The sequence below is a fragment of the Blattabacterium sp. (Blaberus giganteus) genome (assembly GCF_000262715.1).
In the GTDB taxonomy this organism is placed as follows: domain Bacteria; phylum Bacteroidota; class Bacteroidia; order Flavobacteriales; family Blattabacteriaceae; genus Blattabacterium.
In genome coordinates, this window is the sequence record NC_017924.1 from 409,639 (window position 1) to 434,562 (window position 24,924).

The following is a 24,924-nucleotide window of genomic DNA, read 5'->3' on the forward strand; positions in this document are numbered from 1 at the left end:
AAATAATTTTATTTCTATATTATAGAAGTGAAATTCCACTCATAGTTTTAGGAATAGGTAATTTCATTATTTTCAAAATAGTAGGTGCTACATCTGATAAAATTCCCTCTTTTTTTAAAAAAATATTTTGTTTTTTTATATTTCTATCTAAAAGAATAAAGGGAACTGAAGAAGTAGTATGTGCTGTATGAGGAGTTCCATCTTGATTTATCATATAATCTGCATTTCCATGATCCCCCACTATAATAACTGTATATGAATTACTCATAGCTTCTTCAGAACAAGATTTAACACATTTATCAACAAATTCACATGCTTTTATTGTTTCTTTCATTTTACCAGTATGCCCAACCATATCTGGATTAGCAAAATTAAGACAGATAAAATCTGATTGTTTTCTTTTTAATTCCGGAATAATTTTTTTAACAATATTTTCTGCACTCATTTCAGGTTTTAAATCATAAGTAGAAATTTTGGGAGATTCACACAAAATCCTTATTTCCCTATCAAAAGGAGTTTCTCTCCCTCCAGAGAAAAAAAAAGTAACATGTGGATATTTTTCTGTTTCAGCTATACGTATTTGTTGTTTTCCTTCTCTTTCTAAAACTTCTCCTAAAGTATCTGACAAATATTTTTTCTCAAAAAGAACATGAACTCCTTTATATATAGGATTAAAACAAGTCATAGTTATGTAATAATACAAACTTAATTTTTTCATTCCTGAAAAAGGAATATTATTTCCTGTCAATAACTCTGTAATTTGTCTAGAACGATCAGAACGAAAATTAAAACAAAGAACGACATCTCCATCCTTTATTCTTGAAATAGGAATTTCATTTTCATCAACAATTATTAAAGGTGATATAAATTCATCTGTGATTCCATTATTGTAAAAATTTTCTATGGAAGAAAAAATATTTTTAGTATATATTCCTTTAGAATGAACCATTGCATCATATGCTTTTTTAGTTCTTTCCCATTTATGATCACGATCCATTGAATAATATCTTCCAATAATAGAAGACAATTTTCCAACATATCGTTTAGTGACATTTAAAAGTTCTTTTATATAAAAAATACTCTTCTTTGGAGAAGAATCTCTTCCATCTGTAAAAATATGTATAAAAACATTTTTTATTCTTTTTTCATGTGCAATTTTAAGAAAATAAAAAAGATGATTCATATGCGAGTGAACTCCCCCATCAGATAATAATCCAATAAAATGAACTCTTTTGTTAAGAAGAGAAATTTCTTTAAAAAAAATATCGATTTTTTTTATAAATGAATTGTTTTTTATAGATACATTAATTCTTTCTAAACTCTGAATGACCTTTTGTCCGGATCCTAAATTGATATGACCTACTTCAGAATTTCCCATTTGTCCTTTAGGTAATCCAACATCACATCCTGATGCTTTTAATTTACTATAAGGAAAATTAGTAGAACAATAATCAATAAATGGAGTTGAAGCTTGTTCTATTGCAGAAGAATAATAATTTTTATAAGAAGATAAACCCCATCCATCTAAAATTATTAACATTAATTTTTTCATCCAATTTATTTAATTAAATTCTTACTCTTTTAAAAAGATTTATTTTTAAATTTTTATCATATTTATCTAAATATTTTTGAACAGTTATTTTAGTATTTTTTATAAATTTTTGGTTTAAAAGAGTATTTTCCAACACAAATTTTTTAATTTTTCCTTGAATCATTTTCTTTTTTATGGAATCAAATTTATTATTTTTATCAATTTGATCTTGAATCATTTCGATTTCTTCATTCATTAATGATACGGGAATTTCTTTTTCATTAATAGCCACAGGATTCATAGCAGCTATATGCATCGCTATATTTTTAGCAATAGATTCGTTTATTTTATAAGAAAAACTAACTAATACAGCTATTTTTTTGGTATAGTGAGTATAATTCATCACAAATGGAGAATCTATTTTTTCAAAAATTTTTAATTCTAATTTTTCACCTACCACTCCCATTTGAGTTTCAATCATCTCTTGAATACTTTTGTATTCATTATATGGACTGTATAGAAAATCAACTTTATTATTAAATAATAATGATTGTTTTGAAAGTATAGATAAAAAATCTAAAAATTCATAACTTTTAGATAAAAAATCAGTTTCACAACTAATTCCTATAATTGTACCACAAGAATAATTTGAATTCACAGAAGAAATTAAAGCACCATCCTTCATATGATATGAGGAACGATTAATTGCTATTTTTTCTCCTTTTTTTCGTAAAATACGAATAGCATCATCAATGTTACCATTAGAATGAATCAACGCTTTTTTACAATCCATAATTCCAATTCCCGTGAGTTTTCTAAGTTTATTAATTTTTTCTAAGGAAACTTTCATAATTTTTTATTTATAAAATCTTTATTTTCACGTTCATTTTTATTAATAGAAATACCATGTTGAATGGCTTCTGATACAAACTTTAGAATAATATCTATAGACTTAGAGGAATCATCATTAGAAGGAATAGGATATTGAATGTCATTAGGATCTGTATTGGTATCTACCATTGCAAAAACAGGTATTTTTAATTTTTTGGCTTCAGTTAAAGCAATTTTTTCTTTATTTGGATCTACCAAAAAAATACCACCTGGTATATGATTCATATTTGAAATACTTCCTAAATTTTTATATAATTTTGCGTACAGTCGATCAATTAATATTCTTTCTTTTTTAGATAAAGTATCGAAAGTCCCATTTTTTTTCATTTTTTCTATGTTATTCATTTTTTTAACAGACTTACGAATTGTTGTAAAATTAGTAAGCAATCCTCCTAACCATCTTTCTGTTATACAAGGCATGTTTACACTTTTTGCATAAAAAAAAACTTTTTCTTTAGCTTGAGCTTTTGTTCCTACTAATAATATTTTTTTTCCATTCGTAGCTATTTTTTTTAAACCATTACAAGCTTCCTCTAATTTTGAAATTGTTTTTGATAAATCTATAATATGAATGCCTCCTTTTTTCATAAAAATAAAAGAACGCATATTAGGGTTCCATTTTCGTGCAATATGCCCAAAATGAACACCTGCTTTTAATAAATCTTGAGTATTGATTTTCATTTATATTTTAACGTTTTGAAAATTGATACTTTTTTCTAGCTTTTTTTTGACCAAATTTTTTTCTTTCTACTTCTCTAGAATCTCTAGTTAACAATCCTTCAGATTTCAATTTTTTTCTATTTTTTTCATCAACTTGACAAAGTGCACGAGATATAGCAAGACGAATTGCTTCCGCTTGACCATTAAATCCGCCTCCAAAAACTTTTATATTTATATCAAATTGACTTAATTTTTTTATTATTTCAATGGGATACAAAATCTTATGATGAAGATATTTTGGAAAATATTGATTCAATTCCATTGAATTAACAATTATTGATCCATTTCCTGTTTTCAAATATATACGGGCAAGAGATCTTTTTCTTCTACCTATAGTATGTATCATAATTTTTCTAATTTCAATAAAATAGGTTTTTGAGCTTTGTGTTGATGTTCAGATTTTGGATATACATGTAAATTTTTAAATATTAAACGTCCTAAACGATTTTTAGGTAACATGCCTTTAACTGATTTATATATTATATTTCTTGAATCTTTATCAAACAAATTTTTAATTGAAATAATTTTTTTTCCACCTGGATAACCGGTATAATAAATATATTTTTTATTATTCCATTTTTTCCCAGAAAGTTTAATTTGATTTGAATTAATAACAATAACATGATCTCCACAATTTATATGTGGTGAAAAAAAAGGTTTATGTTTCCCCATTATAATATGAGAAATTTTAGTAGACAATCTTCCCAAAATTTGATTAGCAGCATCTATTATGATCCAATATTTTACTATTGAATTTTTTTTAGCTGAATTCGTTTTTAAACTCAAATGATCCATATTATTTTTTCTTTAATATAAGAAATTTTCAAAATTTTAATTAATGACTTTTTGTCATATTTTTTTTTTATTGTCATACTTTATCTCTCTCTTTATTTATAAAAGTTTTATTTTCATTATGGCATAATGATTGGATAGGTCCTATTGTAATGAAACTAACACATGAAAAAAAACTAATAAAATGAGTAAAATTATAGGTATAGATCTGGGAACAACAAATTCTTGCGTTTCTGTTATGGAAATCAATGATCCGGTTGTCATTCCTAATTCAGAAGGAAAAAGAACTACTCCATCTATTGTAGCTTTTGTAGAAGGAGGAGAAAGAAAAATAGGAGATCCTGCTAAAAGACAAGCGGTAACTAATCCAAAAAAAACCATTTTTTCCATAAAAAGATTTATGGGAAGAATGTACTCAGAAGTTTCTGAGGAATTAAAACATATCCCTTATAAAGTTATAAAAGGAGGAAACAACACCCCCAGAGTTGATATAGAAAAAAGACTATATGCTCCACAGGAAATATCTGCTATGATTTTACAAAAAATGAAAAAAACAGCAGAAGATTATCTTGGAGAAGAAGTAAATAGAGCTGTAATTACAGTTCCTGCTTACTTTAACGATGCACAAAGACAAGCAACTAAAGAAGCTGGAGAAATAGCAGGATTAAAAGTAGAAAGAATTATAAATGAACCTACTGCAGCAGCTTTAGCTTATGGTTTAGATAAGAATAATCAAAATAAAAAAATAGTTGTATACGATTTAGGAGGAGGAACATTTGATGTTTCTATCCTAGAATTAGGAGATGGAGTCTTCGAAGTTTTGTCTACTAATGGAGATACTCATCTAGGTGGAGATGATTTTGATCAAGTTATCATTAATTATTTAGCAAATGAATTTATATCTAAAGAAAGATTAGATCTTAGAAAAGATCCAATGGCTTTACAACGTTTGAAAGAAGCATCTGAAAAAGCTAAAATAGAATTATCTTCTTCAAATCAAACAGAAGTGAATCTACCTTATATTACAGCAACAGAATCAGGTCCTAAACATTTAGTTTTAACTTTAACTCGATCAAAATTTGAACAATTATCAGAAAAATTAATACAACGTTCTATAAATCCTTGCTCTAAAGCATTAAAAGATGCAAATTTAACAACTAAAGATATAGATGAGGTCATTTTGGTAGGAGGATCTACTCGTATACCAAAAGTGCAAGAAGAGGTAGAAAAATTCTTTGATAAAAAACCATCTAAAGGAGTTAATCCTGATGAAGTTGTAGCTATTGGAGCCGCTATACAAGGAGGAGTATTAACGGGCGATGTACAAAATGTATTGTTATTAGATGTTACTCCTTTGTCTTTAGGAATTGAAACTTTAGGTGGAGTTTTCACTAAACTTATTGAATCTAATACTACAATCCCTACTAAAAAATCAGAAATTTTTTCTACAGCGTCTGATAATCAATCAGCAGTAACTATACGTGTAGGACAAGGAGAAAGACCTATGTTCAATGATAATAAGGAAATAGGTAGATTTGATTTAGTAGATATTCCTCCAGCACCTAGAGGAATTCCTCAAATTGAGGTAACTTTTGACATAGATGCTAATGGAATACTTCATGTTTCTGCAAAAAATAAAGGAACAGGAAAAGAACAATCTATCCGTATAGAAACTTCTTCTGGTTTGAACCAAGAAGAAATAGAGAAAATGAAAAAGGAAGCAAAAGAAAATGCCCAAAAAGATGATAAAATAAAAGAAGAAATCGAAAAATTAAATGCGGCAGATAATCAAATATTTCAGTCTGAAAAACAATTAAAAGATTATGGGAACAAATTATCTGAAAATAACAAAAAAAATATAGAAGATACTTTAGAAAAATTAAAAATAGCTCATTCCAAAAAAGATTTTACCTCTATAGACGATTCCATGAAAAAATTAAACGAAGCTTGGACCAATGCATCTCAAGATATTTATAACACAAAAAACACAAATAAAAACAATCAATCAAACCAAAAAGAAGATGAAGAAAAAAGTAGCAAAGGAAATGAAAATGTACAAGATGTCGATTATGAAGAAGTAAAATAAAATAATAAAATAAAGGGAGTCTATTTATGATGGAATTATGGAAATTTTAGTTTTTCCTCCAATAACTTTTTCTCCCTTTTTCACAAAAATTATAGAATTTAATGGTAAAAAAACATCAACTCTAGATCCAAATTTAATAAATCCAAATTCATTTCCTTTTTTTACTATGGAATTCTTTTTTGCATAAAGAATAATACGTCTAGCTAAAAAACCAGCTATTTGTCGAAATAATATCTTATTTCCTTTATTTGTTTCTACCACTATTGTTGTATGCTCATTATGTAACGAAGATTTAGGAAGCCAAGCTATCATATATTTACCAGGGTGGTATTTTACATAAATAACTTTACCGGAAACAGGATATCTATTAACATGAACATTAAAAGGAGACATAAAAATGGAAATGCATATGTGTTTTTTTTTCAAAAATTCATTCTCAAAAATTTGTTGTACATCCATAATTTTTCCATCAACAGGAGAGATGATTATTTCTTTATTTTTTTCATGAATATCATAAAAATTCCTTTTTGGATTTCTAAAAAAGAAAATTAAAAAAATATAGAATACAATAAGAAAAATTGATACAAAAATACAAATTAATCTAGATAATAATAAAAAAGAAAAAATGGCTAATAATAATACTATTACTAATGTATATACTAAAAATGGAATTCCTTCTTTATGAATCATGATTATAAAATTTTATAAATAAATCATAAAAATTTTTATAATTTTATAATTTTATTTAAAAACATAAACAAGACTAACTACTACAGTAGCTATAATAGGAATCACAAAAATAAAACTATCTAATCTATCTAAAAAACCACCATGTCCGGGAAACCAGGTTCCTGAATTTTTAACGTTACAAGATCTTTTAATAGTAGATTCAACAAGATCTCCAATAGTAGAAAAAATTGGAACTGTGAAAGATAAAATTAACCAATATTTTTTTTTCCATATTTTGTATAAAAGAAATCCTAATACAATACAAAAAAATAAACCACCAACAACTCCCTCCATTGATTTTTTAGGAGAAATAGATGTAGCTATTTTCCTTTTTCCCCATTTTTTTCCTATTAAATAGGATAAAGAATCATTTGTCCATATTAAAATAAATGTACCTAAAATTAATTGTTTTCCATGACAAACAATAGCATATATATAAGATGCTAAATAAAATGGCATAATAACGTATACCAATCCAAAAATTAAATGACTCACTTCTACAATTTTCTCTTTGTTAGAAGATTTTTTAGAAAATAATTGAATAACGAGAAAAATTATAGAATAAGGAATAAAACAAATAATATATGAAATTAATCCCTTTTCTTTTTCTGCTATAAAAAGATCCATAAAAATAGAAAGCAAAAAAAACAAAAAAGTTACTTTAATTAAAGTTGTATTCGTTCTTAATATTAATAAAAATTCAAAAAAACAAAAAAAAGATAATATCATCATTACAATTCTAAAAGTTTTTTCCCCTCTATCAATGGAAAATAGAATTGAAATAACATAAATAAAACCGGTAAAAAATCTTATCAAAAAGTCTAAATACTTCTTTTTTTTATCATTCATTATTCAATTAAGTCAAGGAGAAGATATATTACTAACAGAACCCAACATATCACCAATTTCATCAGGATAAGGTCTTTCTCCAAATATTTTTTTCAAATCTTCTCTAAATATAACCTCTTTTTCCAATAACTCATTAGCCAACATAGATAATTTTTTCTCATTGTTTTTTAATATATTTTTAGCTCTTTGATATTGTTCTGTTATAATTTTAGATATTTCTTCATCTATGATTTGAGCCGTTTTTTCACTATAAGGTTTAGAAAAAGACAATTCATTTTGTCCTGTAGAATCATAGTAAGAAACATTTCCAATTTTTTCATTTAATCCAAAAATAGCGACCATAGATTGAGCTTGTTTAGTGACTCTTTCTAAATCATTTAAAGCTCCAGTAGAAATACTACTAAAAATAATTTCTTCTGCTGATCTTCCAGCTAATAATGCACATATTTCATCTTTCATTTGTTCCGGAGTGGTCAATTGTCTTTCCTCTGGTAGATACCACGCTGATCCTAAAGATCTCCCTCTTGGAACAATGGTGACTTTTACTAAAGGAGAAGCATGTTCCAGTAACCAACTTATTGTGGCATGTCCAGCTTCATGATAAGCAATTCGTTTTTTTTCATTTGGTTTTATGATTTTATTCTTTTTTTCTAAACCTCCAATAATGCGATCTATTGCATCAATAAAATCTTGATTTTCTACCTTGGATCTATTTTTCCTTGCAGCAATAAGCGCTGATTCATTACAAACATTAGCGATATCAGCTCCACTAAATCCTGGAGTTTGTCTCGATAAAAAATCAATATCTACGTTATTAGATAATACCAATCTTTTAATATGTACACGAAATATCTCTTTTCTTTCATTTAATTCAGGTGGATCAACTAATATAGTTCTATCAAAACGACCAGGGCGAAGTAAAGCTTTATCTAAAATATCGGATCGATTTGTAGCAGCTAATACAATTACATTAGTGTGAGTCCCAAATCCATCCATTTCTGTTAAAAGTTGATTTAAAGTGTTTTCTCTTTCATCATTTGATCCAGCTATACTACTTTTTCCACGAGCTCTTCCTATAGCATCTATTTCATCAATAAATATTATACATGGAGATTTTTCCTTAGCTTTTTCAAATAAATCTCTTACTCTAGATGCTCCTACACCTACAAACATTTCCACAAAATCCGATCCTGATAAAGAAAAAAATGGAACCTTTGCTTCCCCTGCTACCGCTTTTGCTAATAAAGTTTTTCCTGTTCCTGGGGGTCCTATTAACAAAGCTCCTTTAGGTATTTTTCCTCCAAGTTTAGTATATTTTTGAGGACTTTTTAAAAATTCCACTATTTCTTGAACTTCTTCTTTAGCTCCTTCTAGCCCAGCGACATCTTTAAATGTTATTTTTACATTATCATTTTCATCGAATAATCTAGCTCTAGATTTTCCTATGTTAAATATTTGACCTCCAGGACCTCCACTTGTAGTGCCTATTCTTCTAAATAAAAATATCCAAAAAATAATTAATAATATAAAAAATATACCATAATCAAAGAAAAATTTAGTAATGGTATATTCTTGTTGATTTTTAAAATCAATAATAGTATTTAAATTATACTTATTTTTATACTCTTCAAATTTTTTTTGAAAAAATTGTAAATCTCCTATTTCAAATTCATATTGCAATGGCTGTGTGATGAGCCTTTTTTCTTCATTATTTTGATTATTATTAAATGGTAAAAATTGTTTTTTTAGATAAACATATACTATTTCTCTGTGTTTTACTATAATTTTTTGCACTTCTCCTTTTGACAGAATATCAAAAAAAGTATCCTGATCTATTTTTCTGGGATTAGAAAAAGAAGATTTAAAAAAAAATATCCCCAAAAATATGGCAAATATAACTGCATATACCCAAAAAAAGTTGTTTTTACTTTTTATTTTTTTATCTATCATATAGGTTTCTTCATTAACTTGATTTTAAAAATAAAATCTTAGTTATATTTAGTATTGTGATTCCAAAGATTTTCTATATCATAATGTAATCTTAATTTTTTTTTAAAAATATGAACAACGATAGAAACATAATCAACTAAAATCCATTCTTTATTTCTCAATCCTTCTATATGCCATGGTTTTTTCTGTAATTTTTCAATTGTTGTTCTCTCTATAGATTGAGAAATAGCATGTACTTGATTATGAGAATCTCCATTACAAATCACAAAATAATCACAAATAAAATTTTCCCTATCTTTTAAATTTATAATAGATATATCTTTTCCTTTAACCATTTGAATTCCTTCTATGATTTTATATAGTAGCAAAACAAAAATTATTTAAATAAATAAGCATTTATTAAATTTATTTTAAAAAAACAAAAATAAGGTTTTCGCTTTAAAGAAGTTATATTTTCCAATATAAAACATTATGAAAAAATTTATTTGGCCTATAAATCTAATTATATTAAAAAAAATAGACTCTACGAATCAATATGCTAAAAAATATATTTACGAAAAATATAATTGGGTAATTATTTGGACAATGAATCAAACCAAAGGAATAGGTATGAACAAAAATTCATGGTATACAGAAAAAAAAAAGAATTTGACTTTTAGCATAGTGTTAAAACCTATTATAACTTTATATATAAAAAAAATATACATCATAAATATTGTTATAAGTAATGCTGTACATAAAATTTTATCTAAATATTATAATAAAAAAAATAAAGAAAAAATTTGGATTAAATGGCCAAACGATATTGTTATTAACAATAAAAAAGTAGGTGGAATCTTAATAGAAAATAGCGTTTTTTCAAAAAAAATTCATACTATTATTATTGGGATAGGTTTAAATATTAATCAAACACAATTCAAAAAAGAATGGAATGCTTCTTCTATAAAAGAGATCTTCAATCTGAATCTTGATTTAGATTATATTTTTTATAATATTATATATTTTATTCAAAAAGAATATCTTTTTTTTATAATTCACGGAGAACAATTTATACGCAAATATTATATCAATCATTTATATTTAAAAGATCAAGTTTCTATTTTTTATATTTATAAAACAAATAATTATATTTTGGGGATAATACGATCTATAAGCAATCAAGGATTTTTAGTTATTGAATCAAATGAAAAATTCTATTTTTTTTCTCATAAGGAAATAAAATTTGTTATTACGTAAAGTAGAGCATATTTAATACTTTTTTTTGTCTACTATTTCTTTATATCCAATGTAATTTTGTCTTACAATTTTCTTTTCTTTATAATAATTTTTTTTTCATCTAACATTAATTCTTTAATGAAAAAGAAAAATCCAATATTAATTATATTAGATGTAAAATAATATAAAGACAAAGCAGATGCATAACTATTTATAAACAAAAGCATAACAATAGGCATTAAATATAACAAAAAATTCATATTAGGAATAGAAGGATCACTTTCTTTTTGATGAAAATCTTTTCTTCCATCATTGCTAAATTTTGTATAAACTAACAATGCTAAAGAATATAACAATGTGAGTAAACTCACATGATTTCCATAAAAAGGAATGAAAAAAGGTAACTTTAAAATTGAATCATATGAAGTAAGGTCTTCTACCCAAAAAAAAGATTTTCCTCTTAAATTAATTAGAGTAGGAAAAAATTTAAATAAAGAATAAAAAATAGGAATCTGAAATAATGTGGAAATACATCCAGACATTGGATTTATACCAACATTATGATATAATTCCATTATGGCTCTTTGTCTTTTGAAAACGTTTTCTCTATACTTATGATTTAATTTCTCTATCTCTGGACGAATCAATTTCATCATGGCACTTAACTTATATTGTTTATAGGTAATTGGATACAATATAAGTTTTACAACTACAGTCATCAAAATAATAATAACACCATAATTTAAATTTGTTTTCTCCAAAAATTGAAAAACTATTAAAAAAAAATATTTATTAATCCATTTAAGAAAACCCCATCCAAATGGAATAATATTTTCAAATCCATTTTGATATTTTTTTAACAAATTCAAATCTAAAGGACCAAAATAAAAACGAAAAGAAAAATGAAATTCATCATTTTTTACCGTATTTATAAATGTTCGAAATTGAATTTTTTTTAAAAAAGATCCTGAATAAAAATTTTCAGATCTAACAAAAACATTTTTCAACATTTTTTCCGGAATAAATATAAAAGAAAAAAATTGTTGTTTATGAGCAATCCAATTTGCTCCATATATATTTTTATCTTCTGTTTTTTTTTCAGACAAATATTTTACAGAAGAGAAATTATTTGGATTATCAGAAATAGAATAATATACTTGAGTATAAGAATTCTCCCAATCTCTATCCTTTTCTAAGGATAAAATTTTATGTTCTAAATTGAAATAAGATCCTTTTCTAATAAAATGAGAAAGATTTTTAGTCTGTATAGAAAAACCAATGTCATATTGATTTTTTTCTCCTATTGTATATTTGTAATCTAAGAATCCTTTTCCATAAGGATTTTTAGCTCTCATAATAAGAGTTTTAATTCTTGATGCTTTATCTTTTTCTAATAAAAAGGGTTTAAAATATAAAGTATTTGTATCAATATTTAATCCTTCTTTATTAAAAAAAGATAATTTGTATAAAAAACTAGAATTTTTTATTAAATAAAGAAGTTTAGCATGATATGCTAATAAAGAATCATATGCTTTATATTTTTTTAAAAGAACTTCATGGATTCCTCCCCCTAAACTAGATATTTTTAGTTTCAAAACATTATTTTCTAAGAAAAAAAAATCATTTTTTTTTCTTTTATCCGTAATAAAAATTTCTTTTTTTGAAAAATTTTTTTGACGATTAAAATTTTGTTTTTTGAAACTGCTGTTATTATCATTATTGATATAAGTAAAAATTATTAAAACAAACGATATAAGAATTAATCCTATTATAGAACTGTAATCTAAATTTTTATCCTTCATATATAGAAGAATTCTGATAATCTATAGACATTTGTATAAAATTAGTAAATAAAGGATGTGGATTTGTTACTGTACTTTGATATTCTGGATGATATTGAACAGCCAAGAAAAAAATATGATTTTCTAATTCTAATGCTTCTACTAAACCTGTATCTGGATTTATTCCAACAATCTTCATTCCAGCATTAGAAAAATATTCTAAATAATCATTATTAAATTCATATCTATGACGATGTCTCTCAAAAATTTCTTTTTGACCTCCATAAATAGAAAATATTTTAGATCCTTCTGTAAGAGTACATTTCCAATTTCCTAAACGCATTGTCCCTCCTATGTGAGTTAATTTTTTTTGTTTATCCATTAAACTTATTACTGGATGAGATGTATTTGGATTTGTCTCATAACTTTCTGCTTTTTTAAATCCTAATACATTTCTAGCAAATTCTATTACGGCAATTTGCATTCCAAGACATATCCCAAAAAATGGAATTCTATTTTCTCTTGCATACTTTACTGCAAGTATTTTTCCTTCTATTCCCCTATTACCAAACCCTGGAGCTACTAAAATTCCTGAAATTCCTTCAAAATCTTTTTTTATATTTTTTTCCTTAATCATCTCTGAATAAATCCATTTTATATCCACATCCGTATTATTTTCTGTTCCTGCATGAATTAAAGCTTCTGTAATTGACTTATAAGAATCATGTAAAGAAACATATTTTCCAACCAATGCAATTTTAGTTTTATATTTTGGATTTTTATATTTTTTTATAAAAGTTCTCCATTTTTTTAAATTCGGAATAGTAATAGAAGATAAGTTTAAATGATTTAACACAACTTCATCAAAATTTTGTAAGTGTAATAAACAAGGAATTTCATATATTATTTTAGTATCAATTGATTCAATAACATGTTTTGGTTTCACATTACAAAATAATGCTAACTTTTTTCTAATATTATCAGATATATGTTTTTCTGTTCTACACACTATAATATCTGCTTGTATCCCATTTTCCATTAAATTTCTGACAGAATGTTGCGTTGGTTTTGTTTTTATTTCTCCAGTAACCGCAATGTGTGGAAGCAATGTCAAATGAATAACCAATCCATTAAATCTTCCTAATTCCCACTTTAATTGACGAACGGATTCAACATATGGCAAACTTTCTATATCTCCTACAGTCCCACCTATTTCAGTAATAACAATATCATAATTTCTGGATCTTCCAAGAATTTTAATACGTCTTTTAATCTCATTAGTAATATGAGGGATTACTTGTACTGTCTGTCCTAAATAGGATCCTTTTCTTTCATTATCTATCACTGTTTTATATATTAAACCTGATGTTACGTTATTTTCCTTAGTTGTAGATTGATTCAAAAATCGTTCATAATGTCCTAGATCCAAATCTGTTTCTGCTCCATCTTTAGTCACAAAACATTCCCCATGTTCATAAGGATTTAAAGTTCCTGGATCTATATTAAAATAAGGATCTAATTTTAATATAGAAACTTTATAACCTCTAGCTTTTAACAACATCCCTAATGAAGCTGAAACAATTCCTTTTCCCAAAGAAGAAGTGACCCCACCTGTAACAAAAACATATTTTGTTTCCATCAAAATAAAATAAAAAAATTCAACAGATTAAAATTATATTCTGATCTTTTGATTTTTTTATTTTTATCTTATTTATCTTATAGAATTTATAGAGATTTCTCATTTTTTTGAATGAGAATTTATGATTTTTTTTTTATATTTACCAAACTTGGAGCAAGTCCTACACAATCAGCTCCCTGTAAATCTTCCAGGGTGGGAACACAGCAAAAGAAATCAGGTAGTAGCGATGTGATGTAGTTAAGCTTGCTCCTTTCATGTTAAGTTTGTTTAAGTTAGTGCTAGAATAAAAAAATGAAAATAGGAGTTTATGGAATATTCGTTAAAATGTAATTTCTGTGGAAGAAACAAAAATGATATCGCCTTTCTTATATCAGGAATTAACGGACATATTTGTAATTATTGCATAGAAAAAACTTATTCTATAATTCATAAAAAATTTATTATAAAAAATACTAACGAAAAATATAAAAAAGATAATAAAAACTTTGAAGAAATCAAAAAACCCAAAGAAATAAAATCTTTTCTGGATAAATATGTTGTGGGACAAAACGAAGCAAAAAAAATTATATCCGTAGCTGTTTACAATCATTATAAACGTATTCAACAATATAAAGATTGTAATAAAAAAAATATAGAAATCGAAAAATCCAATGTATTATTGATTGGAGAAACTGGAACAGGAAAAACTTTGTTAGCAAAAAGTATATCAAAACTTCTAAAAGTTCCTTTTGCTATAGCCGATGCTACTTCACTAACTGAAGCAGGTTATGTAGGTGAAGATGTAGAATCTATTTTAACAAAATTATTACAATCTGTTAATTATGATATTAGTTCTGCTGAAAAAGGAATTATTTTTTTAGACGAAATAGATAAAATTTCTAGAAAGAGTAATAACCCTTCTATTACTAGAGATGTATCTGGAGAAGGAGTACAGCAAGCGTTATTAAAAATATTGGAAGGATCCGTGATCCATGTTCCTCCACAAGGAGGAAGAAAACATCCAGATCAAAAAATGATACAAATGAACACTGAAAATATACTATTTATAGCTGGAGGAACATTTGATGGAATCGAAAAAATTATTTCTGATAGAATAGAAGAAATGTCTATTGGCTTCATCACTCATGTCTATCAAAAGAAAAAAAACAGCAAAAAAAATTATCTAAAAAATATTATTTCTGAAGATTTAAAAAAATTTGGATTAATTCCTGAAATTATAGGTAGATTTCCTATTGTTACTTACTTAAATCCATTAAATAAAAATATGTTAAAAAAAATTTTATTGGAACCAGAAAATGCTTTAATAAAACAATATCAAAAATTATTTGATATGGATCACATATCTTTAAATGTTACAGATGAAGCGTTAAATATTATAGTAGACAAAACTTTTCAACTTGGGTTAGGTGCTAGAGGATTACGAACATTTTGTGAAAAAATATTTTTAGATTATATGTTTGATATAGAAAACGTTCGATCTATACTAAATATAGATAAAGATATTGTAATACAAAAACTATCTTGTTCTTAATCTTACTTACTCTTAGTTAATTTCCATAATGTTTTTATTAATTTTGATAATCCCTCTTTTGTAAAAGAAGAAATGAAAATAATGTTTTCTTCTAATTTTGAAAAAAATTCTTTTATTTTTTTTTTCTTTTCATCATTAATCAAATCTGATTTAGATATAGCTAATAAACGTTTTTTTTTTAAAAGATTTAAATTAAATTTTTTTAATTCATTTAACAAAATGAAATATTCTTTTTTTTTATCACTTGTATCTGAAGATATTAAAAATAACAAAACAGAATTTCGTTCTACATGTCTTAAAAAATAATGACCAAGACCTTTTCCCTCAGATGCTTTCTCTATAATTCCAGGAATATCAGCTACTAAAAAAGAATTAAAATCTTCTACATTTACTACACCTATTTGTGGAGTTTTAGTTGTAAAAGCAAAATTACCTATTTTAGGTTTTGCTTTTGTAATTGTAGAAAGTAAAGTAGATTTACCACTATTAGGAAAACCTATAAATCCTACATCTGCTAAAATTTTTAATTCTAAAAAAACCCAATTTCCTTTTGTTTTAATTCCCGATTGTGTATAATGATAAGATTGATCAGTAAAATTTTTAAAAGAAGCATTTCCTTTTCCTCCTTTTCCTCCTTTAAATAAAACTTTTTTTTGAAAATCTTTGGTTATTTCCATTATAATATTTTTTCTTTCATCTTTTACTACAGTTCCTATAGGTACTTCTATTAATAAATCTTTTCCATTGGCTCCAGTTATATTGTTCCTCTTTCCTGGAAATCCGGCCTTAGCTATCCAATGTTTATGATATCTTAAATGTAAAAAATTATGAATATGAGAATTTCCTTGAATAAGAATATCACCTCCTTTTCCTCCTACTCCTCCATCAGGTTTTCCTATAGAGACATATTTATCTCTATAAAAATGAATGCATCCAGTTCCTCCATCTCCACTTTTACAATAAATCTTGATAAAATCAATAAAACAGTTTTTCATATTATTTTTTTAAGACAGATTCATAATTTTTTTTTCTATAAAAATAGAAATTTTTTTCACAGATAAAGAAGCGTTTAATTTTATTATACTATTTTTCCATTTTTGATTATTCCATATTAGAGAAGTTTCTTTATCATATTCTCTTATTCTTCTTTGAACTGTAATAATATCTGTATCATCATTACGATGACTTGTTTCCCCCCTCTTTAATAATCTATTTATTATCAATTTTTTTTGAATAAAAAAATAGAAAATTATATTAATTTTACCTAGACAAAATTTTGTTAATACTTCTTCTAAAGAAAAAATTTGATTTTTGGTTCTAGGATATCCGTCATAAATAATTCCTTTAGCCTTAAAATGTTTTTGAATTTCCATGTTTAACATATTTGTAGTAATTATATCAGGAACCAATATTCCTTGATTTATATAACAACTAGCTAATTTTCCTAGATTAGTTTTTCTTTTAATGTGATCTCTAAATATCATTCCAGTAGATAGGTGTATGAAACCAAATTTATTTGATATGATTTTAGCTTGAGTTCCTTTTCCACAACCTGGTGGTCCAAACAATATAATATGTATCATAAAACAATAAAAATTATGAATTTCATGCAAAAAAAAATACAGTAGATAAAATTATCTAGATATAATAAATAAAAAAGAAGTTTTATATTATCCGTACTAAGTCCACAATATTTGTGAAAATATAGAATAGAAGAAGTGTAGTTTATACTTAATTATACTTATAAATGAATAGCTTTACCATAAGCATTAGCTATAGATTCTATAATGGATTCACTTAATGAAGGATGAGGATGTATGCTTCCCAAAACCTCATGGCTGGTTGCTTCTAATTTTCTGGCTACTACTACTTCTGGAATCAAATCTGTGACATGATTTCCTATCATATGACATCCTAACCATTCATCATATTTATCATCAAAAATAACTTTTACGAAACCATCAGTATTTTCATCAGAAATAGCTCTACCTAGAGCATTAAAAGGGAATTTAGCTACTTTTACATGAAATCCTTTTTCTTTAGATTCTTTTTCCGTATAACCTACTGAAGCTATTTCAGGATCCGATCTAACACATTTTGGAACGTTATTGTAATCTATTTTTTGACAATTTAAACCTTTTATATTTTCAATGCAATTTATTGCCTCATATGAAGCAACATGAGCCAAAGATGGAGTTTTAATTACGTCTCCAATAGCATAATATCCATTTATATTTGTACGATAATTTTCATCTACAACTACAAATCCTTTTTCTGTTTGAACCCCTATTTCTTTCAATCCAATATGTTTAATATTAGGAACTACTCCTATTGCATATAGAATCATTTCTGCTTTTAAAATAATATTTTTTAATGATGATGTTTTAATCTCAACCATGACTTCATTATTTTCATTATTATAAGTGATTTGATTTATGTTAGAAGACACATAGTTTTTAATTCCTATTTTATCAAAATAATATTTCAAATAATCAGATATATCATCATCTCCATTAGGATATAATTTAGAACAAACTTCTATAACAGTAACTTTTGTTCCCATAGAATGATAAAAATAAGCAAACTCCAATCCTATAGAACCAGAGCCTATAATTATCATTTTTTTTGGTAATGAAGATAAGGATAGGGCATCCTTATATGTTATAATTTTTTTTCGATCATATTGAATGTTTGCATTCATTTTAGGAATGGCGCCAGTAGCAATAATAATATGTGAAGCAGAATATTCTCCTATGCTTCTTTCATTCTGAAAAATTTCTATTTTCTTTCTTTTTTTTAATAGTGCATTTCCATAAATAATATGAATTCCATTTTTTTTCATTAAAAACAAAACTCCTTTTTTTATTTTATCTACGATTTTTCTACTTTTATAAAGAATTTTAGAATAATTTATTTCAATATCTTCATTTTTTATTCCGAATAATTCTCCATTTTTCTTTATAGATTGCAAAATTTTCGCACTATTTAAAAGTGATTTTGTAGGAATACATCCCCAATTCAAACAGACACCTCCAACAGATTCTTTTTCTACTACAGCTGTTTTCATTCCAAGTTGTGCTGCGCGTATAGCAGCTATATAACCTCCAGGGCCACTTCCTAAAATAATAACATCAAAACGCATAATCGTAATATAAACAAATAAATAAATTTACAGATTTTTCTGTTTAATATTAATTTCACATACAAAAGAAAAATAATAAAAAGATTCCATTTATTTTGTTATGTAACATATGTAACAAATAAATATTATAAATTTGTTTGTAAAAGTAAAAAATAAATATGAAGTTTTTCATAGACACAGCTAATTTAAAAGAAATTGATGAAGCAAGGTCGTTAGGAATGTTAGATGGAGTGACAACAAATCCATCTTTGATGTCAAAAGAATCTGTATCAAATCAAAAAGAAATTCAAAAACATTATATATCCATATGCGAACGTTTAAAAAACAATGAAAATCTAAGTGCAGAAGTCATCAATACTAATTACATTGACATGATTCAAGAAGGTGAAAAACTTGCACTTTTACATCCAAGAATTGTAGTAAAAATTCCTATGACTAAAAATGGAATTAAAGCTATTAAATATTTTTCTAATAAAAAAATTAAAACAAATTGCACTCTCATTTTTTCTATAGGACAAGCAATCTTAGCAGCTAAGGCTGGAGCTTATTATGTTTCCCCATTTTTAGGAAGATTAGATGATCTATCTTATAATGGATTAAATTTAATACAAGAAATAAAAAATGTGTATGAAAACTATCATTTTGATACCAAAATATTGGCTGCTTCTATTCGTCATCCCTTACACATTATAGAATGTTCTAAAATCGGTGTACATGCTATAACCTCTCCCATAAGTGTTATTTATTCATTATTTTATCATCCACTAACTGATATAGGATTAGAAAAATTTATAAAAGATTTTCAGAAAAAAATAAGATAATTATATTTTTATTTTCCCATTTAATAAATATCGAATAGAAATAGATGTAGATTTTGGTAATTTCTCATAGAATTTTGATAATTCAATTTGTTCTTTGTTTTCAAAAATTTCTTCTAAATTATTTTTGTTTATAAAATTGAATTCTTCCAATTTAGTATCTAAATCTTCCTTAATTTGATTGTTTATTTCTTTACTTATTTTTTCTAATATACATATAGTTTCATATATATTTCTTTTAGATTTTTTTTCTAACGAAACACGATCTATAGTTTCTGTATTTATTGGAGCATTAATATCTTTTAAGAAATTAATAAGGGTCATATTGTTTTAATTTTTTACATTAGAAGAATACGGAAAATTTTTCATGTATTTTTCATATTTAAAAAATCCTTTTTTTATCAATTTTATATTAGGATACGAGAATTTTATACATAACTTTTTCTTTTAAAAAAAAACTTTTTGTAAAATCATGAATAAAATCCTGAAAATAAATTTGCATATTTATGTATACATTATAATATAATTAGCAATATAATAATTTTTTTCTATCAGGATTTTTTTTCATAAAATTTATTGAGTTTATTTGCAACATTAGTTTTTGTTTGATCTAAATTAAAATTAAAAAGATACAAGGATTATTTTTTTTCTGAAAAAAGAAAAGATTCTTTAAAAAAGAAACAAAAAATAACATTGCTATTAGATAGAAAAAATGATTTTAATCAAAATTTTTTATTTTTATGAAAATTTTTGATATCTCTATCAAATAAATACAAACCTCCTTTATCTTCTCCTATTAATTTGATTTTATCTAAAATCATTTTACTTAAAGCTTCTTCCTCTATTTGTTCTTCTACATACCATTGAAGAAAACTATATGTGAAATAATCTTTCTCTTGAAAAGAAATTTCTACCAAATAATTTATTTCTTTAGAAATTTTTTTCTCATGTTCAAATAATTTCATAAACAATTCTTTTAGAGATACACATGTTATATTTATAATTGAGATATTATTATTGTATGAAACTACATTTCCACCCCTTTTATTAATATATCTAATTAATTTCAACATATGTATTCTTTCTTCGTTTGAATGATCATATAAAAATTCACATATCCCTTCATAACCTTTTCTTTCTACCCAAGATGCCATAGATAAATACAATTGAGAAGATTCTGATTCTCTATTTAGTTGTTTAATTAATTCTGTTTGTATTTTTTCACTGAGCATATTTTTATAATTTATGAATCATTGATTTTATTTAACAAATGTAATATCTTTTCTCTTAAAGAAGAAGTTCCAACTAATAACGGTAATCTTACATATGGATCACATATTCCTATTATACTTAAAAATGTTTTAATTCCTGTAGGATTTCCTTCTTCATAAATAAGATCTATTATTTTAATAATATTGTAAAAAATAGAAAAAGCTTTTCTCACATTGTTATTTCTTGCTAAGGATACCATTTTAGAAATTTTATCAGGAAATCCTTGAGCAATTACAGAAATCACCCCTTCTCCTCCACCAAATACAACAGGCAAGGTAATAAAATCGTCTCCTGATATTACACTAAAATTTTCTGGTTTATGTTCTAATATTTTATAAGATTGTAAAACATCCCCAGATGCTTCTTTTATTCCTATTATATTTTCGAAATCAAAAGCTAAACGTAAAATAGTGTCTGGTGTAATATTAGATCCGGTTCTTTTAGGAACATTATAGATAATTATATCTGCTTCTGTACAATTTACAATTGATTTAAAATGTTGATATATTCCTTCTTGAGAAGGTCTATTATAATAAGGAGAAACTGAAAGAATAGCATAAAAATCAGGTAAGTTTTTTATGCTATTTATTTGTTTTATAACATTTTTTGTATTATTCCCTCCTATTCCTAATATCAAAGGAAGTTTTTTATAATTTGCATTTTGAATGCATTTTATAACATCCGATTTTTCTTCTTTTTTTAAGGTTGTTGTTTCTGCTGTAGTTCCCAATGCTACCAAATAATCTACATTATTATCCAATACATATCTTACAAGTTTTTCAAGTCCATTAAAATCAATTTGTTCATTCTTTTTAAAAGGTGTAACTAACGCTACACCTGTTCCATATAATTTTTTCATAATTTTATGATTCTTATTTCATATATATTTCATTATTTTTTGATATTTAATAAAAAATGAAAACAGATGTAAGCATACATAAAAAACCATGAAATAATGTAACTAATAATCTTTTTTTGCTCTTGGTCTAGCTGCAGATACAATAATATTTCGACCCATAAGTTCTGTTCCATTTAATTTTTCTATAGCTTGTTTAGCATTTTCTTCGTTAGACATTTCTATAAATCCAAACCCTTTACTTCTTTTGCTAGAAGTAGATTCATCAAAAATTATTTTCACATGAGTTACCTCTCCCACGGATTCAAAATATTTTTTCAATTCTTGTTCTGTCATATCATAAGATAAATTACCTACGTATAGTTTCGTATTGTCCATATTAAAAATAAATTGTTTTAAAAGCAAATTTAGAGAAATATTTTTTCTAAAAAAGAAAAATATATTACTTAATTAAAAATCAGTTTTTATAATAATTTTTTTTTAAAAAATAAAAAGATTAAAAAAACAAAAGTTTTCCATTTTTTTACGTTAATTTGGAAAATTTTTTAAAAAAAGAAGACTTTAATGAATAATTTTTCTATTGTCTCATCATTATTGGATAATGATTTTTACAAGTTTACAATGCAAAATGCTGTCATTAAATTGTTTCCATTAGCAAAAGTCAAATATGAATTTATAAATAGAGGAAAACACCCTTTTCCTAAAAATTTTGATAAAATTTTAAAGGAAAATCTAAATAAAATGACTTATTTGAAACTTTCAAATGAAGAAAGAATTTTTTTAGAAAAACACTGTCCTTATTTAGATTCTTCCTATTTAGATTTTTTAAATAAATATCAATATAATCCAAAAGAAGTAAATATATTTCAAAAAGGAAAAAATATTAAAATGCATATAGAAGGGTTATGGAGCCGTACTATACTGTGGGAAGTTCCTTTAATGTCCATTATATCCGAATTATATTATAAGTTAACAGAAACTAAAAACATATCGGAAAATAAAATTATAAATATAACCAAAGAAAAATTAAAAAAGTATAAAAAACTACAAGTTAAAATTGGAGAATATGGAACAAGAAGAAGATATTCTTATAAAGTACATAAACTAGTTTTAAAAATATTAAAAGAAGAAGGACAACCTTTTTTTATGGGAAGTAGTAATGCTCATCTTTCTCATATTTTTTCAATAAAACCAATAGGAACTCAAGGGCATGAATGGATTATGTTTCATGCAGCTAAATATGGATTTAACATAGCAGATCGTATTGCTATGGAAAATTGGTTTAACATTTATAAAGGGAATTTAGGAATAGCTTTATCAGATACATATACTTCTCCTATTTTTTTTAAAAATTTTAACAAAAAACTTTCAAATATTTTTCAAGGAGTGAGACATGACAGTGGAGATCCTATTTTTTTTGCTAAAGAAATTATAAAACATTACAAAAAATTTAAAATAAATCCAATAAGAAAAAAAATTATATTTTCAGATAATCTTAATCCATGTAAAGTTGCTTATATTTCTTCTTTTTGCAAAAAAAAAATAAATACTTATTTTGGAATAGGAACTAATTTTACTAATGATATAGGTCTTCCTCCCATGAATATGGTCATAAAAATGGTTAAAGCACTTCCAGAAAAAAAATGGATATCAGTCGTCAAACTTTCTAATGTAGAAGAAAAATCTACAGGAAAAAAAAATATGATTTTTTTTGCAAAAAAAATCCTTCATATATAAAAAATTTTTGTTTATGACATAATGACATTATGTATTTTTATGTAAAATATGTGTATGAAAAACAAAAATTTTTATATTGAAAATTATGGATGTCAAATGAACATATCAGACAGTAATATTATTACTTCTATTTTATTAAAGAATGGTTTTTTTTTATCTGAAAATTTAAAAAAAGCAAATATAATATTGTTAAATGCTTGTTCTATAAGAGAAAAAGCAGAATTAACTTTAAAAAAAAGATTGGAACAATTAAAATTTTTAAAAAAAAAGAAAAAAATTTGTGTTGGAATTATAGGATGTTTTTCAAAACAAATTAAAAATTTTCTTTTACAAGAAAAAATGGCAGATTTTTTTGTAAATCCGGATTCTTATAGAGAAATTCCTAATTTTATTTATTATTCTACAATCGGAAAACAGTATTTTCATGTTGCTAAAAAAAATGAAACTTATGCAGACATAAGTTCTATACAGAATAATAAAAAAATTACAACTTTTTTAAGTATAACAATAGGTTGTAACAATATGTGTACATTTTGTATTGTTCCTTTTACCAGAGGAAGAGAAAGAAGCAGAGATCCATATTCTATAATCAAGGAATGTAAACGTTTATATAAAAATGGATATAAAGAAATAACTCTTTTAGGACAAAATGTTGATTCTTATCTGTGGATAGACACAATTCAAAATAAAAAAAATATTGTAAATTTTTCCAAATTTTTGGATCTTTTAGCCAAAGAAATCCCTTATATGAGAATCAGATTTTCTACATCTAATCCTCATGATATGTCTAATCAAGTACTAAAAGTAATTTCTAAACATAAAAATATTTGTAAACATATTCATTTGCCTGTTCAATCTGGAAGTAATAAAATATTAAAATTAATGAACAGAAAATATACACGTGAAAAATATCTGTTTTTAGTTAAACAAATTAGAAATATTATTCCTGAATGTTCTATATCTCATGATATTATCACTGGATTTTGTAATGAAAATGAAAGAGATCATCAAGATACCATAAGTTTAATGAATGAAATAAAATATAATTATGGTTACATGTTTTCTTATTCTCCTAGACCTGGAACTTATGCATATAGAAAACTTAAAGATGATGTTCCTAAAGACATAAAAAAAAGACGATTAAAAGAAATTATTGATTTACAAATTAAACATTCATTTTATCGAATGCAAGAGCATTTAGGAAATATAGAAGAAGTTTTAATAGAAGGAGAATCAAAAAAAAATAATCAATATTGGTATGGAAGAAATACACAAAATTTAATCGTAGTCTTTCCTAAAAAATCTCTAAATATAGGAGATTTAGCACATGTAGAAATAATAGATATGACATCTGCTACTTTAATAGGAAAACTTTGCAAATAAAA

At 25.0% G+C, this 24,924-nt stretch carries 24 protein-coding genes; 6 read left to right on the forward strand and 18 right to left on the reverse strand.

The genetic code is table 11. The features are described from left to right. Positions 1 to 19 precede the first annotated feature (19 nt). The 5 genes from gpmI to rplM are packed head-to-tail and all read right to left on the reverse strand — an operon-like array spanning position 20 to position 3,937. The gene (gene gpmI / locus BGIGA_RS01985; protein ID WP_014726703.1) at positions 20 to 1,552 is read right to left on the reverse strand and encodes a 2,3-bisphosphoglycerate-independent phosphoglycerate mutase; all 1,533 of its coding nucleotides are present in this window, start codon (positions 1,550 to 1,552) and stop codon (positions 20 to 22) included. Positions 1,553 to 1,565: 13 nt separating this feature from the next. After that, positions 1,566 to 2,381, reverse strand: coding sequence for a translation elongation factor Ts (gene tsf, locus BGIGA_RS01990; protein ID WP_014726704.1), 816 nt, complete (start codon positions 2,379 to 2,381; stop codon positions 1,566 to 1,568). Continuing rightward, on the reverse strand, positions 2,378 to 3,103 hold the full coding sequence (rpsB, locus tag BGIGA_RS01995) for a 30S ribosomal protein S2 (protein WP_014726705.1): 726 nt from the start codon (positions 3,101 to 3,103) through the stop codon (positions 2,378 to 2,380). Before rpsB ends, tsf begins: the two co-directional genes overlap by 4 nt. Positions 3,104 to 3,110: 7 nt before the next feature. Next, positions 3,111 to 3,488, reverse strand: coding sequence for a 30S ribosomal protein S9 (rpsI, locus tag BGIGA_RS02000; protein WP_014726706.1), 378 nt, complete (start codon positions 3,486 to 3,488; stop codon positions 3,111 to 3,113). Then, on the reverse strand, positions 3,485 to 3,937 hold the full coding sequence (rplM, locus tag BGIGA_RS02005) for a 50S ribosomal protein L13 (RefSeq protein ID WP_014726707.1): 453 nt from the start codon (positions 3,935 to 3,937) through the stop codon (positions 3,485 to 3,487). The genes rpsI and rplM overlap by 4 nt, the downstream gene beginning before the upstream one ends. 181 nt (positions 3,938 to 4,118) lie before the next feature. Between rplM and dnaK the strand changes: the two genes are divergently transcribed. Further along, complete coding sequence (gene dnaK / locus BGIGA_RS02010) at positions 4,119 to 6,020, forward strand: molecular chaperone DnaK (protein ID WP_014726708.1); 1,902 nt, start codon at positions 4,119 to 4,121, stop codon at positions 6,018 to 6,020. A 24-nt stretch (positions 6,021 to 6,044) separates the two neighbouring features. On the opposite strand, the gene BGIGA_RS02015 is transcribed toward dnaK, so the two are convergent. Genes BGIGA_RS02015 through rsfS form a run of 4 tightly spaced genes read right to left on the reverse strand, consistent with a single transcriptional unit; the run spans position 6,045 to position 9,916 of the window. Then, complete coding sequence (locus BGIGA_RS02015) at positions 6,045 to 6,710, reverse strand: phosphatidylserine decarboxylase family protein (RefSeq protein ID WP_014726709.1); 666 nt, start codon at positions 6,708 to 6,710, stop codon at positions 6,045 to 6,047. A gap of 51 nt (positions 6,711 to 6,761) precedes the next feature. Further along, positions 6,762 to 7,598: a phosphatidate cytidylyltransferase gene (locus tag BGIGA_RS02020; RefSeq protein WP_014726710.1), complete on the reverse strand. Its 837-nt coding sequence runs from the start codon at positions 7,596 to 7,598 to the stop codon at positions 6,762 to 6,764. Positions 7,599 to 7,610: 12 nt separating this feature from the next. After that, on the reverse strand, positions 7,611 to 9,548 hold the full coding sequence (ftsH, locus tag BGIGA_RS02025; RefSeq protein ID WP_014726711.1) for an ATP-dependent zinc metalloprotease FtsH: 1,938 nt from the start codon (positions 9,546 to 9,548) through the stop codon (positions 7,611 to 7,613). A 38-nt stretch (positions 9,549 to 9,586) separates the two neighbouring features. Beyond that, positions 9,587 to 9,916, reverse strand: coding sequence for a ribosome silencing factor (gene rsfS / locus BGIGA_RS02030; protein WP_014726712.1), 330 nt, complete (start codon positions 9,914 to 9,916; stop codon positions 9,587 to 9,589). Between the two features lie 103 nt (positions 9,917 to 10,019). On the opposite strand from rsfS, the gene BGIGA_RS02035 reads away from it, so the two are divergent. After that, positions 10,020 to 10,784: a biotin--[acetyl-CoA-carboxylase] ligase gene (locus BGIGA_RS02035; RefSeq protein ID WP_014726713.1), complete on the forward strand. Its 765-nt coding sequence runs from the start codon at positions 10,020 to 10,022 to the stop codon at positions 10,782 to 10,784. A gap of 62 nt (positions 10,785 to 10,846) precedes the next feature. Here BGIGA_RS02035 and yidC read toward each other — a convergent pair whose 3' ends face one another. Both yidC and BGIGA_RS02045 read right to left on the reverse strand, forming a co-directional pair. Further along, positions 10,847 to 12,565: a membrane protein insertase YidC gene (gene yidC / locus BGIGA_RS02040; RefSeq protein ID WP_014726714.1), complete on the reverse strand. Its 1,719-nt coding sequence runs from the start codon at positions 12,563 to 12,565 to the stop codon at positions 10,847 to 10,849. Continuing rightward, positions 12,555 to 14,183, reverse strand: coding sequence for a CTP synthase (locus BGIGA_RS02045; protein ID WP_014726715.1), 1,629 nt, complete (start codon positions 14,181 to 14,183; stop codon positions 12,555 to 12,557). The genes yidC and BGIGA_RS02045 overlap by 11 nt, the downstream gene beginning before the upstream one ends. Positions 14,184 to 14,490: 307 nt before the next feature. On the opposite strand from BGIGA_RS02045, the gene clpX reads away from it, so the two are divergent. Next, positions 14,491 to 15,714, forward strand: coding sequence for an ATP-dependent Clp protease ATP-binding subunit ClpX (clpX, locus tag BGIGA_RS02050; RefSeq protein WP_014726716.1), 1,224 nt, complete (start codon positions 14,491 to 14,493; stop codon positions 15,712 to 15,714). Positions 15,715 to 15,716: 2 nt separating this feature from the next. Here clpX and obgE read toward each other — a convergent pair whose 3' ends face one another. The 3 genes from obgE to lpdA form a co-directional block, all read right to left on the reverse strand. Next, on the reverse strand, positions 15,717 to 16,709 hold the full coding sequence (gene obgE, locus BGIGA_RS02055) for a GTPase ObgE (protein WP_014726717.1): 993 nt from the start codon (positions 16,707 to 16,709) through the stop codon (positions 15,717 to 15,719). A 9-nt stretch (positions 16,710 to 16,718) separates the two neighbouring features. After that, complete coding sequence (locus BGIGA_RS02060) at positions 16,719 to 17,297, reverse strand: nucleoside monophosphate kinase (RefSeq protein WP_014726718.1); 579 nt, start codon at positions 17,295 to 17,297, stop codon at positions 16,719 to 16,721. Positions 17,298 to 17,455: 158 nt separating this feature from the next. After that, positions 17,456 to 18,856, reverse strand: coding sequence for a dihydrolipoyl dehydrogenase (gene lpdA / locus BGIGA_RS02065; RefSeq protein ID WP_014726719.1), 1,401 nt, complete (start codon positions 18,854 to 18,856; stop codon positions 17,456 to 17,458). 158 nt (positions 18,857 to 19,014) lie between these two features. On the opposite strand from lpdA, the gene fsa reads away from it, so the two are divergent. Continuing rightward, on the forward strand, positions 19,015 to 19,677 hold the full coding sequence (gene fsa, locus BGIGA_RS02070; protein WP_014726720.1) for a fructose-6-phosphate aldolase: 663 nt from the start codon (positions 19,015 to 19,017) through the stop codon (positions 19,675 to 19,677). Here the strand turns inward: fsa and BGIGA_RS02075 are convergent, their stop codons facing one another. From BGIGA_RS02075 to BGIGA_RS02090, 4 genes are all read right to left on the reverse strand, one after another. Further along, the gene (locus BGIGA_RS02075; protein ID WP_014726721.1) at positions 19,678 to 19,998 is read right to left on the reverse strand and encodes a hypothetical protein; all 321 of its coding nucleotides are present in this window, start codon (positions 19,996 to 19,998) and stop codon (positions 19,678 to 19,680) included. Positions 19,999 to 20,396: 398 nt separating this feature from the next. Beyond that, positions 20,397 to 20,906, reverse strand: coding sequence for a ferritin (locus BGIGA_RS02080; protein WP_014726722.1), 510 nt, complete (start codon positions 20,904 to 20,906; stop codon positions 20,397 to 20,399). A gap of 11 nt (positions 20,907 to 20,917) precedes the next feature. Next, complete coding sequence (gene dapA, locus BGIGA_RS02085; protein ID WP_014726723.1) at positions 20,918 to 21,805, reverse strand: 4-hydroxy-tetrahydrodipicolinate synthase; 888 nt, start codon at positions 21,803 to 21,805, stop codon at positions 20,918 to 20,920. A 102-nt stretch (positions 21,806 to 21,907) separates the two neighbouring features. After that, a complete protein-coding gene (locus tag BGIGA_RS02090) occupies positions 21,908 to 22,180 on the reverse strand; it encodes an RNA-binding protein (RefSeq protein WP_014726724.1) in 273 nt (90 codons plus the stop codon). Between the two features lie 186 nt (positions 22,181 to 22,366). Between BGIGA_RS02090 and pncB the strand changes: the two genes are divergently transcribed. Both pncB and miaB read left to right on the forward strand, forming a co-directional pair. Next, positions 22,367 to 23,539: a nicotinate phosphoribosyltransferase gene (gene pncB / locus BGIGA_RS02095; RefSeq protein WP_014726725.1), complete on the forward strand. Its 1,173-nt coding sequence runs from the start codon at positions 22,367 to 22,369 to the stop codon at positions 23,537 to 23,539. A gap of 54 nt (positions 23,540 to 23,593) precedes the next feature. Then, a complete protein-coding gene (gene miaB, locus BGIGA_RS02100; RefSeq protein WP_041178348.1) occupies positions 23,594 to 24,922 on the forward strand; it encodes a tRNA (N6-isopentenyl adenosine(37)-C2)-methylthiotransferase MiaB in 1,329 nt (442 codons plus the stop codon). Positions 24,923 to 24,924: the final 2 nt, after the last annotated feature.

Coding starts and splice junctions, on each gene's coding strand:
- rplM (WP_014726707.1), bottom strand. CDS start 3,937: ATGGATCATTTGAGTTTAAAAACGAATTCAGCTAAAAAAAATTCAATA.
- dnaK (WP_014726708.1), top strand. CDS start 4,119: ATGAGTAAAATTATAGGTATAGATCTGGGAACAACAAATTCTTGCGTT.
- dapA (WP_014726723.1), bottom strand. CDS start 21,805: ATGAAAAAATTATATGGAACAGGTGTAGCGTTAGTTACACCTTTTAAA.
- yidC (WP_014726714.1), bottom strand. CDS start 12,565: ATGAAGGATAAAAATTTAGATTACAGTTCTATAATAGGATTAATTCTT.
- BGIGA_RS02015 (WP_014726709.1), bottom strand. CDS start 6,710: ATGATTCATAAAGAAGGAATTCCATTTTTAGTATATACATTAGTAATA.
- BGIGA_RS02090 (WP_014726724.1), bottom strand. CDS start 22,180: ATGGACAATACGAAACTATACGTAGGTAATTTATCTTATGATATGACA.
- ftsH (WP_014726711.1), bottom strand. CDS start 9,548: ATGATAGATAAAAAAATAAAAAGTAAAAACAACTTTTTTTGGGTATAT.
- gpmI (WP_014726703.1), bottom strand. CDS start 1,552: ATGAAAAAATTAATGTTAATAATTTTAGATGGATGGGGTTTATCTTCT.
- clpX (WP_014726716.1), top strand. CDS start 14,491: ATGGAATATTCGTTAAAATGTAATTTCTGTGGAAGAAACAAAAATGAT.
- lpdA (WP_014726719.1), bottom strand. CDS start 18,856: ATGCGTTTTGATGTTATTATTTTAGGAAGTGGCCCTGGAGGTTATATA.
- miaB (WP_041178348.1), top strand. CDS start 23,594: ATGAAAAACAAAAATTTTTATATTGAAAATTATGGATGTCAAATGAAC.
- BGIGA_RS02060 (WP_014726718.1), bottom strand. CDS start 17,297: ATGATACATATTATATTGTTTGGACCACCAGGTTGTGGAAAAGGAACT.
- rpsI (WP_014726706.1), bottom strand. CDS start 3,488: ATGATACATACTATAGGTAGAAGAAAAAGATCTCTTGCCCGTATATAT.
- obgE (WP_014726717.1), bottom strand. CDS start 16,709: ATGAAAAACTGTTTTATTGATTTTATCAAGATTTATTGTAAAAGTGGA.
- BGIGA_RS02035 (WP_014726713.1), top strand. CDS start 10,020: ATGAAAAAATTTATTTGGCCTATAAATCTAATTATATTAAAAAAAATA.
- pncB (WP_014726725.1), top strand. CDS start 22,367: ATGAATAATTTTTCTATTGTCTCATCATTATTGGATAATGATTTTTAC.
- tsf (WP_014726704.1), bottom strand. CDS start 2,381: ATGAAAGTTTCCTTAGAAAAAATTAATAAACTTAGAAAACTCACGGGA.
- BGIGA_RS02080 (WP_014726722.1), bottom strand. CDS start 20,906: ATGCTCAGTGAAAAAATACAAACAGAATTAATTAAACAACTAAATAGA.
- rpsB (WP_014726705.1), bottom strand. CDS start 3,103: ATGAAAATCAATACTCAAGATTTATTAAAAGCAGGTGTTCATTTTGGG.
- BGIGA_RS02020 (WP_014726710.1), bottom strand. CDS start 7,598: ATGAATGATAAAAAAAAGAAGTATTTAGACTTTTTGATAAGATTTTTT.
- BGIGA_RS02045 (WP_014726715.1), bottom strand. CDS start 14,183: ATGGAAACAAAATATGTTTTTGTTACAGGTGGGGTCACTTCTTCTTTG.
- fsa (WP_014726720.1), top strand. CDS start 19,015: ATGAAGTTTTTCATAGACACAGCTAATTTAAAAGAAATTGATGAAGCA.
- BGIGA_RS02075 (WP_014726721.1), bottom strand. CDS start 19,998: ATGACCCTTATTAATTTCTTAAAAGATATTAATGCTCCAATAAATACA.